Origin of the sequence: Treponema sp. UBA3813 (genome assembly GCA_002368605.1) — a bacterium.
Classification (GTDB): Bacteria; Spirochaetota; Spirochaetia; order Treponematales; family Treponemataceae; genus Treponema_D.
Genome location: DFEB01000019.1, coordinates 72506 through 86043, shown reverse-complemented (window position 1 = coordinate 86043; position 13538 = coordinate 72506). Strand labels below are relative to the sequence as shown.

Annotated in this window: 13 protein-coding genes; 8 read left to right on the top strand and 5 right to left on the bottom strand. The window is 41.2% G+C overall.

Features of this window, described 5'->3' with window-relative positions; all coding sequences use genetic code 11:
* Positions 1-5: 5 nt before the first annotated feature.
* The 8 genes from nth to B2089_RS02435 all read left to right on the top strand — a co-directional run bounded on the left by nth (position 6) and on the right by B2089_RS02435 (position 8678).
* Positions 6-656, top strand: coding sequence for an endonuclease III (gene nth / locus B2089_RS02470; RefSeq protein ID WP_296326401.1), 651 nt, complete (start codon positions 6-8; stop codon positions 654-656).
* 33 nt (positions 657-689) lie between these two features.
* Entirely contained in the window at positions 690-1598 is a 909-nt protein-coding gene (locus B2089_RS02465; protein WP_296685734.1) for a mechanosensitive ion channel family protein, read from the top strand.
* Between the two features lie 76 nt (positions 1599-1674).
* Positions 1675-3048 (top strand): MATE family efflux transporter, encoded by a 1374-nt coding sequence (locus tag B2089_RS02460; RefSeq protein ID WP_296326408.1) that lies wholly within the window; start codon positions 1675-1677, stop codon positions 3046-3048.
* 92 nt (positions 3049-3140) lie between these two features.
* Positions 3141-3845, top strand: a complete 705-nt coding sequence (locus tag B2089_RS02455) for a hypothetical protein (RefSeq protein WP_296326410.1) — start codon at positions 3141-3143, stop codon at positions 3843-3845.
* An 84-nt stretch (positions 3846-3929) separates the two neighbouring features.
* Positions 3930-4532, top strand: a complete 603-nt coding sequence (locus B2089_RS02450) for a penicillin-binding protein activator LpoB (RefSeq protein WP_296326412.1) — start codon at positions 3930-3932, stop codon at positions 4530-4532.
* A 99-nt stretch (positions 4533-4631) separates the two neighbouring features.
* Positions 4632-6062, top strand: a complete 1431-nt coding sequence (locus B2089_RS02445) for a hypothetical protein (RefSeq protein WP_296685733.1) — start codon at positions 4632-4634, stop codon at positions 6060-6062.
* Positions 6050-7129 (top strand): LPP20 family lipoprotein, encoded by a 1080-nt coding sequence (locus tag B2089_RS02440; protein WP_296326417.1) that lies wholly within the window; start codon positions 6050-6052, stop codon positions 7127-7129. Before B2089_RS02445 ends, B2089_RS02440 begins: the two co-directional genes overlap by 13 nt.
* Positions 7130-7196: 67 nt before the next feature.
* Entirely contained in the window at positions 7197-8678 is a 1482-nt protein-coding gene (locus B2089_RS02435; RefSeq protein WP_296326422.1) for an NAD(P)H-hydrate dehydratase, read from the top strand.
* A gap of 726 nt (positions 8679-9404) precedes the next feature.
* On the opposite strand, the gene B2089_RS02430 is transcribed toward B2089_RS02435, so the two are convergent.
* The 5 genes from B2089_RS02430 to B2089_RS02410 all read right to left on the bottom strand — a co-directional run bounded on the left by B2089_RS02430 (position 9405) and on the right by B2089_RS02410 (position 13492).
* The gene (locus B2089_RS02430) at positions 9405-10040 is read right to left on the bottom strand and encodes a hypothetical protein (protein WP_296326424.1); all 636 of its coding nucleotides are present in this window, start codon (positions 10038-10040) and stop codon (positions 9405-9407) included.
* Positions 10041-10306: 266 nt separating this feature from the next.
* Positions 10307-10843 carry an imm11 family protein gene (locus B2089_RS02425; protein ID WP_296685729.1) on the bottom strand — a complete coding sequence of 179 codons (537 nt, stop codon included), beginning with the start codon at positions 10841-10843 and terminating at the stop codon, positions 10307-10309.
* Positions 10844-10846: 3 nt separating this feature from the next.
* Complete coding sequence (locus tag B2089_RS02420) at positions 10847-11476, bottom strand: AHH domain-containing protein (RefSeq protein WP_296685726.1); 630 nt, start codon at positions 11474-11476, stop codon at positions 10847-10849.
* 262 nt (positions 11477-11738) lie between these two features.
* Positions 11739-12206: a hypothetical protein gene (locus B2089_RS02415; protein WP_296685724.1), complete on the bottom strand. Its 468-nt coding sequence runs from the start codon at positions 12204-12206 to the stop codon at positions 11739-11741.
* Positions 12207-12214: 8 nt separating this feature from the next.
* Complete coding sequence (locus tag B2089_RS02410) at positions 12215-13492, bottom strand: RHS repeat-associated core domain-containing protein (protein ID WP_296685811.1); 1278 nt, start codon at positions 13490-13492, stop codon at positions 12215-12217.
* Positions 13493-13538: the final 46 nt, after the last annotated feature.

The following is a 13538-nucleotide window of genomic DNA, read 5'->3' as shown; positions in this document are numbered from 1 at the left end:
CTCTTATGCCGAATCTCCTTTCTTCCCGACAAATTACCGAAGTTTTCACTCGTTTTAAGGCTCAGAACGAAAATCCCAAATCAGAATTGCACTGGACTTCGCCCTTTACCCTTTTGGTTGCGGTTGTATTGAGCGCGCAGGCGACGGACAAATCCGTGAATCTTGCCACGGAAGAATTATACAAAGTTGCCGATAGTCCCGAAAAAATTCTTGCCCTGGGGGAAGATGGGCTGATTCCCTACATAAAATCAATCGGGCTGTACAAGTCAAAAGCCAAGCATGTTATCGGTTTGTGCGAAAAATTGCTTGCTGATTTTGACGGTCAGGTTCCCAGGAGCCGTGAGGATTTAATGAGTCTTCCTGGTGTTGGCCGAAAAACCGCAAATGTCGTACTTAATGTGGTCTGGGGCGAGCACACAATGCCGGTGGACACACATCTTCTGAGGATTTGCCCAAAAATCGGTCTGGCAGAAGGCAGCACTCCCGAAGCGGTGGAAAAATCTTTGATGGAGCGGATTCCTGATGAATTTATGGAGCATGCTCATCACTGGCTGATTCTGCATGGACGCTATGTCTGCACGGCCCGTTCTCCCAAATGCGAGAATTGCCTTATAAACGATTTGTGCAAGCATAATGACGAAAAAGTCTTAAACTGATAAAATCAATTACAAATCAAAAAGGAGTGCTTTATGAATGAAATGGCTGGTGGCGCAATGAATGTTGCCAACGAAACTGTTAATCAAATGCAGAACTTTTTCCATGTGAATGAAATCGTCAACTATGTGAAAGAGCCTGAACATGTCGTAAAATTCGCTACGGGCATAATTGCGATTCTTATTTTCTGGATTGTTTATCGTCTTATCCGCATGATTATCAAAAAGGGTGCGGCAAAAAAACTTGAGCCACAGGCGGTAAAATCCCTTACAAAAATCGTCGGCTATGTCTTTTATGTGCTGATTGTAATGTATGTTTTGGGCTTGTTCGGAATCAATCTTGGCGCAATCTGGGGTGCCATGGGTATCGCCGGAGTTGCAATCGGCTTCGCTGCTCAAACAACCGTGAGCAACTTGATTTCAGGCATCTTCATCGTTACAGAAAAGACCATGAAAATCGGCGACTTCATCGAGGTTGACGGTGTTTCTGGTACGGTCGATAAAGTCGGACTTCTTTCTATTAAAATCCACACTGTTGATAACCAGCTTATCCGTATTCCTAGCTCGGCAATCATCAACACCAAACTCAAGAATTACTCAACCTACGATTATCGCCGCTATGTTTTTGCTGTGAGTGTCGATTATGCCACTGATTTGGACAAAGCTGTCGAGGTTCTTAACGGAGTTCCAGCCCGCTGTTCTCTGGTCGTAAAGGACAATGCAAATTATGCTCCTAAAGTTCTCGTTACCGACTGTTTGGATTCTGGAATCGGAATGAACCTTATCGTATGGTGCAAACGCCCTGATTTCTTCGATATGAAGACAGAAGTTTGTATCCAGACAGTAAAAGCCTTCAACGAAAACGGCATCAACATTCCGTATAACCGCGTGGATGTTTCGGTTCTTACTGACAAAACAATCCCGTCATTGTCTTTTAAGGCATAAAATGCACAAAAACCGGTGAAAAGGTCAAATTTTGTACAGATTTTTATTTTCGATTTGGATATACTGATTCCGAAATATGACAGAAAATCTTTTTAGCAAACAAGACCTTCGCCGGCTTATCTTTCCGCTTGTTGCGGAGCAATTTCTTGCCATGACCATTGGCGCTTGTGATACCGTGATGGTCTCGTCTGTAGGCGAGGCTGGTGTTTCAGGCGTTTCCCTTATTGATCAGCTTACACAGCTTTTTATCCAATTATTCGTGGCATTCGCAACTGGCGGTGCTGTTGTTTCAAGTCAGTATCTTGGTCACAAATCAGACGAAAAAGCCCGCACGGCAGCCCGGCAGCTTCTCAATATCTCGACTTTTGTCGCCCTGGTGATTATCGCTATTTGCCTTCCGCTGCGGCATTTTATCCTGAACTTGATTTACGGCAAAATCGATGAAAGCGTAATGCAGAACGCCCTCATTTATTTTGTGTGGGTTTTGCTTTCATTTCCCTTCCTTGCAATTTACAATTCCTGCGCGGCTCTTTTCCGCTCCATGGGTAACAGCAAAATTTCCCTCAAAGTGAGTCTTATGATGAATCTCACAAATATTGCTGGAAACGCTGTTTTGATTTACGGGGCAAAAATCGGTGTAGCCGGTGCCGGAATCGCAACTCTTGCCAGCCGAATCGTCGCCGCCATCGTTATGGTTTATCTGCTTGCCCGTCCTGGCGCAAAAATCAACAGCCGTATTTATCTTGAAAAACTCTGGAAAATCGAAATCCGCTTTGACATGATTCGAAAAATCCTCAAGGTGGCAATCCCCAGCGGAATCGAAAATTCGGTCTTCCATATCGGAAAAATTCTGGTCTACTCGTTCATGTCTGGCTTCGGTCTTGCCGCTATCGCCGCCAACGCAATCACCAACACAATCGCCAGCTTCTCCAACATTCCGGCTCAGGCAATCGGTCTTTCCAGCGTCACGGTTATCGGTCAGTGCATCGGCGCGGGTGAAAAGGAGCAGGCGAAGTCTTACGGCCGCAAGTTGATGAAAGAGGCTTACATCGGCATGTTCTGTGTCGCGACGGCAATTTTCCTTCTTGCGCCCCTTTTGGTTCGAGCATTCAATCTCTCCGACGAGGCCCGCTTGCTTGCGACAGGCGTTATCCGAACTTGCATGGTGGCGAACATTTTCTTCTGGCCCATGTCTTTTACCATGCCAAATATTCTCCGTGCTTCGGGCGACGCAAAATTCACCATGGTTGTCTCCAATATCAGTATGTGGCTTTTCCGCGTCCTTTTCAGTTTTCTCATTTCAAAATATCTTCTCTTCAAATTCCCGGAGAATACGGCTCTTGCCCTCTACGGAATCTGGTTCGGAATGTACATCGACTGGATTTTCCGCGGGCTTTGCTTTGGAATCAGATTTCATAGAAACCGCTGGCTTGATAAGAAAGTAATATAATCCTTAAAACTATTTAAATTTTCTTTTTTTTGCGTTACATTTCTCTTGGGACTTTGTTTTAGTTCTGTATATACTTTAAAAGGAGTTATCTTATGAAAAAGATTATTCTTGGAATGTCAGCTGTAATTGCTGCTTCTGCTATGTTGACAGGCTGTTTTTCATCAAAAAAGGCAGCTGAACCAATGGCAAAAATCACAACACAGAATGTAGTTATTCAGCGAATTGACTGGCAGGGCGCAAGCACTGGATCAAATCCACCAGCATGGGTAGAGGCAGTTACTTCAGGTGATGTCGATACTGTTGCTTCAGCACTTAACATTGACTCAAAAAAGTACAAGGTGTTCGTTATCAGCAATTCTGGTCCGAATCTTGACTTCCTCAAAGCATGGACAGACAATGTAAATGTTGTTTCAGAAGTTTCTGGTTCTTTGAGCCGAGTTGTTGGTCAGGCTGTTCAGGCTAACATGCAGGGTACAACAGAAGAAGTTCAGAAGAGCGTTGATCAGGCTGTAACAGTCGCATCAAGCGTTGAACTTAACGGTCTCGAAAAAGCTGCTTCATATTGGATTCAAACTCGCCGTCAGCGAACTGGTGTAGAAACTCCAATGTCTGATGATGATTACGAGCCAGCAGTTTATACATACTATGTTGTTTACAAAATGGAAAGTGCAGTGTTTGACAAATCTCTCAAATCTGCTACAGACCGCGGAATTCCTGAGAATACAGAAAATGCAAGCGTCTTGAAACAGATTATCACAACAAGCCTTGCTAAAACACTTATTCCAGAGGGATTGTAATTTCGGCTTAAATTAGTAAATCAAAGCGGGGATGACCAATAAGTATGAGTCATCCCCGTTTATTTCATTTACAGGGGAGTTAAAATGAAAAAAATCGTAACACTTTTTCTTTTATGCGCTGCATTCGCTTTCTTTTCATGTGGAAGCACAAGCAAAATTGAACGATATGATTCGACTACAGCCGTAAAAGACTTATCGGGCTATTGGAACGAAAATGATATTCGCGAAGTCTGTGAGGTCTTAATCAGTGGTTGCATTTCGTCTCCCCGTGTTGCGAATTTCAACAAGACAAACGGCAGGAAACCCGTCGCCATCATTGGAAAAATCTCGAACAAGAGCAGCGAGCATATCGACACGGCGATGGTTGCAAAACGCTTTCAAACGGCAATCATCAACAGCGATGTTATTCGCTTTGTTGCCGACAGTGAGCAGCGTCTTGAACTCCGTGCCGAAAAAGCAGATCAGGCCGAAAACGCCTACGAGACGGCAAAATCTATAGGAAACGAGCTTGCGGCAGATTTTATGCTTCAGGGAACTGTGTATTCTCATGTTGATATGGACGGCACTGAGTCAGTACGAACATATCAGGTTGACGCACAACTCATCGATATTGAGACGAATGAAATCCTTTGGCAGGACGAAAAAACAATCAGCAAATACATTAAAAAATCTGCAAAAAAACTTTAATTCATAACGACGGGGGAAATTTTGATGAAAAGAATTGCTTGTACAGCCTTTCTTACATGTCTCATTTCCTCTTTTTTTATTTCATGCGGTTCTACGAAAATGACAAGTCCGCAGTACCTCTCCTATCTTGATTCCGAAAATTACGCTCCGTGCATTTCTTATCTTGAAGCAAAAAACAAAAAAAATAATTCTGACAGAATCCGTGACAATTTTGACCTTGCGATGATGAAGCATTTCCAAAAGGATTACGATTCATCGCTTGAGATTTTGAATGAGACAGACCTTCTTATGGATGATGCGGTAACGGAAAGCGTCACGAAGGGCTTTGCCGCATTTTTTATGAACGAAAATGCCACTGAATATGCGGGAAATCCTTACGAATATGTCTATATAAATATTTTCAATGCGCTTAATTATTACAATAAAGGCGATGTGGAAGAAGCTGCCGTTGAAATTCGTCGTCTTAATGATAAACAGCGTAAGTTTTTAAACGAATACGGTGAATGGCTTTCAAATGAAGTCGATGATGAAAATCCCGAAATTCCTGCTTCCTATAAAATACTAAATCTTAATGAGCTTGCAATCACGAAATCCCTTCCGAAAAAGCCGACAGAAAATGACATTTTCCGTGATTCAGCGACAGCCCGTTATCTGAGTATAGTCTTTGGAATGATGGATGACAGCGTAAATAATAGTTGGAATGTTTCGGCTGATGCGAAAACGCTCCATGCCCTAAACGAAAGCTTTGATGTAAATTCTGAGGCTTCGATTACAGATGGGATGGGACGACTTGATGTGCTTGCATTTTCTGGTTTGATTGGTCGAAGAGGGGAGCGGCGAATCAGACTCGGACCGTTCCCAGGCCTTCAGTTTCCGCTTGAAAAAGGATTTGTCTTCATTCCGCCTTTTGATATTGAATTTGTATACCCAGAATTCCCTGCTCCACAGAATACGCTTGAGCCTGTTGTAATGGGAACTATCGGTTGGGGACCTGCTTTCACCCTCTATCCAGGCAAAAATGAGATTATAAAAATGCCTTCAAATTCAGTCGGAAAAATACAGGTTGTCCTTGATGGTGAAAAAAAAGACTGTGTTTTACTCGAAGATTTTAATTATGCCGTTCAACAGGATGTCAACACAAAGGCGAGAAAAGCATATAATAGGAGTATAGGGCGTAGTCTTTCTAAAAAAATGACGAGCCTTGTCGGGGCAACGGCTGGTATGCTTGCTGCAGAAAATGCCCTTCGCAAAAATGAAAACCTTCTTACAATCGCGGCTTATGCAACGACATATCTTGGCGCGGCAAAAGCGATTGATCAAATTGATAGAACAGAAACGGCGGATATTCGCCAGGTGTATGCTCTCCCTGCCCAATCCTATGCGACGGGCTTTGAGCTTGAACCTGGAAAATATTCTTTTAAGGTTCAATATTTTTCAAAAAATGGTACACTTATTCATGAGGAACATTTTAAGGATATTGAAGTCAAAAAAGGAAAAACAGTTTTAGTGGAGTCATCATGTCAAAAATAAAATCTTTTAAATTCCTTCTTTTTACAAGCGCAATTTCTCTTTTATTCGCATCTTGTTTTGGTTCGACGGGAACTGCTGCAAAAAATGCAAAGTCTGGGGTCGAGCCAGACTGGGTGAGCGGTCAGCCAGCGGCATATCCGCAAAGCTCTTATCTTACTGGAAGCGGGTCTGGAATGGATAAACGCTCGGCAGAGATTGACGCAATCAGTGAACTAGTTTCAGTCTTTGGGCAAAATATCAACACGGCTTCAACTTCTTCAAGCAGAATGGAACTTGCTCAGTCAGCGGGAATTGTTGCATCATCAAGCAATGCTTCTCTGGATCAGACGATTTTCCGCGATGTGAATCAGGACGATGTGATTGCGGTGGAAATTCCTGAATTCTACGAAGCAAAAAACGAGGGCAAGTGGTATGCGCTTGCTGTATTAAATCGCTCAAAAGGCACACAAATTTATTCAAACATGATAGAAAAAAATCAGGCCGAGATCACATCAATTATAAAAGAAATTCAGGCTGACAAAGAACCTAACACTATGATTAATTTTTCACGCCTTGATTTCTGTGAAGAAGTTGCCAAAGTAAACGAAGCTTATCTCAAACGGCTTACAATTATTAATTCTACTGTGGCGAAAAAATACGATTCGATTTATACGCCAGTTCAAATTCATAAAATGAAAGCGGACATGGCGGCAAAGATTCCAGTTTGCGTCAAGGTAAGCGAGGATTCTGACGGTCGTATTGCAAAGTCCTTTCAAGAGACGATGACGGCTCAAGGATTCAACACAAGCCTTGGTTCAAATGAACGATATGTAATCGATTGTAAGTTGCATTTTACACAGTCAGAGAGCGCAAACGGAAAGACATTTTTTTGTGAATACACGGCAGAATGTGCTTTGATTGATACTTTTTCTGGAGAAACACTTGTTCCACTCAGCATTACGGGGCGCGAAGGCTCTACTTCTTATCAGAACGCAGTGATTCGTGCAAAGCAGAAAATTGCCGCAAAAGTAAAAAATGATTTTTCGGCCAGTTTCCAGAAATATTTGGGTGATTTTTCCGCTTTCTAGTAAAAATCTCTAAAATCTCTCATTTTAAACTAGCATTATTGCAAAAATAGTTTACAATATGAGATATATGCAAAAGTTATATTTGGATACTCGAAAATTAGATGCTTCTTGCAGGGCAGCATACGGACTTAGCGAAGAAATAATGATGGAAAATGCGGCGATGGCTCTTGAAAATGCCGTGAGAAATCCATATCCCTTGAGCGGAGACCGTCGTCAGCCGCAAAAAATCCTTATCTTGTGTGGAAGTGGCAACAACGGTGCGGACGGCTACACTCTTTCTCGCAAATTGCGTTTTGATTACGATGTGAGCATTATTCGTTTTGCCGAGCCAAAAAGTCAGTTGTGTAAGATTCAGGCTGAGCGTGCCGAAAAATGCGGGGTTCGCTTTGTTGACCGTGAAGATTTGTCTTTTTATGATTTGCGCTTCACCGATATTATCGTTGATTGTGTGTTCGGAATCGGCTTTCACGGAGAGTTGGATGAAAAAACCGCAGCCACTCTCGGCGACATGAATAACTGCGAGTGCTTTAAAATTGCCTGCGATGTTCCGACGGGATTGCGTGAGGACGGAACGATAGCCGAAGGCGCCTTTATCGCTGATTTGACGATTACTATGGGAGCGCTCAAAACCTGTCTTTACAGCGATTTTGCAAAAGATTTTGTCGGCGAAGTTCGTTGCGCGGAGCTTGGCGTGAATCGCCGTCTTTATGAAAATTCAAACAATTCAAATCTCGTAAAGGGTATGTTGCTAGAGGAAAGCGATTTGGAGCTTCCTCACAGAACGGTTTGCAATGTGAACAAAGGCTCATTCGGTCATGTTGCGATTGCCTCTGGTGAAAAACAGGGTGCGGCGGCGATTTCCGGAAGCGCGGCCCTTCGGTTCGGGGCGGGACTTGTTACGCTCGTTCATAAAAATGCCTCAAAAAAAGGACTTGATATTTTTCCTGAGCTGATGGTCTCTTCTGAAATCCCTGAAAAAACGACGGCGATTGCTTTCGGAATGGGCTTGGGGAGAAAGGGCGACCCATGCCAGCAATATTTCGATTACATTTTGGAACACGCGAACATAAAATGCGTGATTGATGCCGATGCCTGCTACGCGCCAGGACTGAAATCCTTCCTCGAAAAAAAGGAAAAGGGCGTCGTCCTCACTCCGCATCCGAAGGAGTTTCAGGCTCTCATCAAAAATTGTGATTTGGGGGATTTTTCTCTCGAGGACTGCATCGTAAACCGAATGGATTTCGTTGAGAGTTTCTGCCGCAAATTTCCCAAAAAGACTCTGATTCTAAAGGGAGCGAATCCGGTAATCGGTCATTTTGACGGTCACAAATTCAAGATGTTCATAAATCCGTTCGGCCGTCCGTGCCTTGCAAAAGCGGGGAGCGGCGATGTTCTGAGCGGATTGGTCGCCGCCCTGCTCGCCCAAAGGCGAAAAACTCTCGATGCGGCGATTACGGCTTCGCTTGCACATGCGCTCGCCTCGCGGAAAATCAAGTGCGATTTTTCGATGACGCCCTATGATTTGATGATGGCGGTTGCTGAGTTGTAAGCGCAGAGTCGAAAGAAAAATGAATAGAACAACCTCAAATTTTTTCGATTGCTGGACATTGGCATAGCGAAGCGTGGTGGGTGAACATTCTCAATTTCTGTCTTTTTGTGAAACTGTCGTAACATTTTGCTCCGCGAGAATAGAGTTAAGCAACTTATTGAGTGCTTCCATTTGGTCGGGAAGAAGAGTTCCTTTCATACCCGATTTGATTTTGTTCGCGATTTATCTGTTCATAAAGTCTCCTGTGGATAATAAATTTAAACTTATATCGGCACACACTGAGACTTTGAGAAATTATGACTTTTTGGCTATTTTACCCCCACAAATGCCAATTTGTGGGAGTTGGAAGGAATGAAAATTTCACTATACGGAGCGAATGGTGTATAGTGATGAAAAAAAGTTAGGTTTACCCTCCCAATCCTGTATACGGTGCTATATTACCAAATTTCCATTTTCAGCCCCTTTTATTCCCTTCAGAGTTTCTTTTTTCGGTTAAGTTTTTTCCCAACCCAAATTATTAAAGAAACAGGGATGAGATAAAATAAAATAATAAATAAAGCTTCTCCTATTTCTCTGTTTTTTAATAAACCTATAAATTTGTGGCAAAACTCCTTAAAAAATGCATTTTTTATAGAAAGATAAAGAAAAAAGAAATTATAAAAAAATACGACTATATAAGTAATTATAACTCTATTATTCATATCAAAAATAATCCTTATTTATCAATCATTGGCTGAATGCTGCCTGACTAATACTGACAGCATTTTCTTTTATAAAATTGTCTACAGCAATATCAAAAGGTTGTTTTGTAGTGATAGATGTAATATTTCCGCCTTGATCTAGAGTTTCAAGCCAAACTGAAGTTTTTTCGCCAGTCCGATTGACAACATTGCCTGCGGCGGTCGTACTTATGGCTGAAGACGCACACCCCGCAGCTCCTGCGATTAAATTATTTCTCACAAGGTTCTTTGATAAAGGTTTATTATGATAAGCATTATCAACCATAGTTCCAGCTGTGGTTCCTGCCATATTGGTAGATGCATTCATAACAGCTTTTGCTTTTTTTGAAACTGAAATCACATCTTTGATAGCTTTTACAGAACTCAAACCACCTGACAAGCCACCAGTTATAGCTCCACTTATTGCTGCAGATTTCACAGATTTCCAATCTATATTGTCAACTGCTGTATCAAAGTCTTGTCCGTGTATCATATTTGCGACAACTTGTACACCTGCATTTGAGACAGCACCTGTAACAGCTCCAATCACAGCACCCTTTATAACTGCAACAACAATAGCTTGAATTACATTTCCGTCAGGGTCTGTATACTTGACCGGATTATTCGCGCCGTAGTGGTACAAATTGCCATTTGTCTAACGAAACGCCCTTTTTGGCCTCCTTGAAGCCTATTGTAGCACGGAAATCGGAATAAATCACCACACTTCGCAAAATTTTCGGCAGGAATCGGGGAATTCGGCACGGAATTCTGTCAAATTCCCCACTCAGTCTCCGCTAGGCACACAAATGCCAATTTGTGGGAGATGGGGAGGAGAATAGTTTCACTATACACGAGAGATTAAAAAAAGACTATACAATCTGAACACATAGTGATACAAAAAAGAAACTCCTAAAAATATCCAACTTTTTCAAAAACAAAACCTTTTAGCCCTGCTGTTTCAATAAGATTCTTAGTTTCTTCATTTACATAAATTTCCCCTCGCTCCTTTTTTTGTATTTTGAAAATTCTTGTTTCAAAATCTGTCAGCGTATGTTTAAATTCATAATTAATAATTTTGAAAATTCTCCCGTCATCGAAAAATTCTAATTTTGATTTTTCTTCATCAAGGCAGTCCAGAACATTTATTACATTCATAAAGTAATATTGCCCTAATTTCCCACATTCCAACGGAAAGATTTCGACTAAATTTTCAAAATATTTTCCTAAAGTATTTTTTGCATTCTGGCTTAAGGCTGGAACGACAAAACAGGGGAAGTCGCCTAATGTTCTTTCTTTTTTATCCCTTATCTGCTTACATATTATTTTTTCATGGAATTCTTTAATTGGAACTGAATCCTGTAGATTCCAAAAAAAATCAAACCAATTACCTTTATATTCAAGCCATCTATAGTTTTCTGCATCATGCCTAAGTATATATATATTCATTGCTTAGAACACTCCTTCACTTAGTTGCTTACCAATATCTTTTAGTATTTTTATTGCATCCTCTTTTGTTTTTGCTTCGCTAAGTAGTTTTTCTACTTTTTCGTAATACTGTTTTTTATGTAATCCTGCGTGTTTTGAAGCATCAAGAAATACGCCATTAACCGCATCATTAATTCCAATACCAAACTTTGCGAGTATCTTCCGTGTGTTTTTTGCGAACCGCGAACCGCCAGCGACTATATGATGTGCTGCTTGATTCACCCCTCTTTCAATTCCCGATTTTATTAGATTGCGTCCTAGTTTTGCAGAGTTCCCCCCTTTGAAAATTATCTCTGCAATATCATCACTATACTTTAATACTAGTTTAGCCGCATCATCGCCATACTCTTTTGATAATTTTGAAATTAATTTAACAGAACCTGTTCCTCCTGGCAATCCAGGTGTAGCAGTTGCAAAACCATCATATAATAATGAGGCTAAATCCCATGCTGCTCCAGCATAATTTCCAGACACCATATTTGATGCAAAACTTGTTATGTCTAAAGCAACATTAAAGGCATCCCAACCAGTTTCAATAACCCTCCCATCAGGATCTGTATACTTGACAGGATTGTTTGCGGCATAAGCAAACAAATTGCCATTTGTCTAACGAAACGCCCCTTTTTGCCTCCTTGAAGCCTATTGTAGCACGGAAATCGGAATAAATCATCACTCCTCGCAAAATTTTCGGCAGGAATCGGGGAATTCGGCACGGAATTCTGTCAAATTCCCCACTCAGTCTCCGCAAGGCTGACAAATGCCAATTTGTGGGAGTGAAAAAGGAAGAAAATTCCACTATACAGAACTGTACAAAAACAATAAAGTTGGAATATAAAAAATTATAATTTAATTTCGTTTAATCATAGTAAATTTCAAAGCATATATATCCTGTCAAAAAATCAACCTCGTTCAGATTATATTCAGATTTTAGCCGCTTTTGTATATAACGAATTAAATCATCAAGATAAGCGATTATGTCATCAAGACTTCTTTTATATGCATCAATATCATTTTTTTGTATCAAAAAATATCTCTTTGTTATATCAATATTATAGAAGTCTTCTTCACATTTTTGATTTTCATAAAATTCTGATTTTTCTTCTTCAGATACGCTGGCATGTTGTTCTATATATAAAATTCGCTCATCAATTTCTAGCTGAAAATCCCGATTTTTGTAAAAAGGAACAAAAGAAATGCTATTTAGCATTAAATTATGAGATTTCAACTTATCTATTAAGTGATAAAGCTCGGAAATCGTCACATAATGGGTCTCGCCATTTTTTAATTTTATGTAACCATCTAAAAAATTGCTTTTATAAGACATTTTTCCTCCTACTTCCAGTTTGGATCATTCAAATCGGCGACTTGTATAATTTTCTTTGTAACATCATCCTGCGCAACGTAATGAATTTCATCTATATAGTATAGCGTAGCAGAGTTTCCAGTTGCTTTATTGACACTTGATGATATTTTTAAAGGATTATTTATTGTATTGGCTATTTTTTCTGTTGTCCAACCTCGTGCCGCAACCTGCCCCTTATATGCAGGTTTAGAAAATTTATCAGAAAAAACAATATCTGCTGCAGTTAATTTACTTGTATTTGAAATAACATTGCTTGTTTTTGAAATAACATTACAAGCTTTTGTTAATTTGAATACGGAAGCAAAGACTGTTAAGCAAAAAAATATGCAATCTGTCGTTTTTTCAGAATTTGAAAAACTTTCTCCACTTTCAGACATTGGAACTATCGTTCCATCCATTAGTGTTACATACTCTGCTGGAGAAAAACCAAAAAAATTCCTGGCGCAAAATTTTGTAAGAGGCTCATCAATATGGTATGAAAACCAACTTCGTTCTTTAAAATTCCCCTGAGATAATTCCGCATAAGGAATTTCTTCCCTTCCATCCGGGTCTGTATACTTGACAGGATTGTTCCCCGCGTAGTGGTACAAATTGCCATTGATGTGATTAAACACACCTCCCATGCCAGGAAGGTTCTGATTATGCTTCTTCGCCTCATCGTTAATCGGGGCTTGTGGAATGTAGTCGCCCAACGCGGGGTCAGTTGAGAGCCACCGAGAATACATCGGGTCCAAATAGCGCGCCCCATAATAATACAGCCCTGTCTCTTCATCCCGCTCCTTGCCTGTAAACCGGTATGGCGTTTTGTATGTGGCTGCACTCTTATCAATCCAGACTTCCCCATACGGAGTGTACTCGATTCTCTCATACTCCCGGCCGTCGTTGTCGCTTATCACGCTGGCAGAGCCTAAGTGGTCGCTATGATAGTAATATGTCGATGCGCTCTCCTCACTGTAAGTCGGGTGATTTGCGCTGTTGAGTTTTGTCACGATGCGCTCGCTTCCAAGGAAGAGGTGTTTAGAGGTGCGTTCGCCGTTATAAACAGTAGAATTATTACTCCAGGTCCAGAAATTGTTGAAGTACAGAGTCTCCCCTGAGTCACTCGACTTGACGGCACGCTGGTTGTCTTCGCCGTAGACATATTCAACATCTGCATTTGAATCAGTCGTTGCAATAAGGCGACCTCGTTCGTCCCAAGTGTAAGTTCTTTTAAAGCCAGAAGAACTGTCCGAGCCGCCTCTCTCCATTGTCAAAGAACGGTTGCCTCCGACCACTCTCATGGGAGCAGCCGGA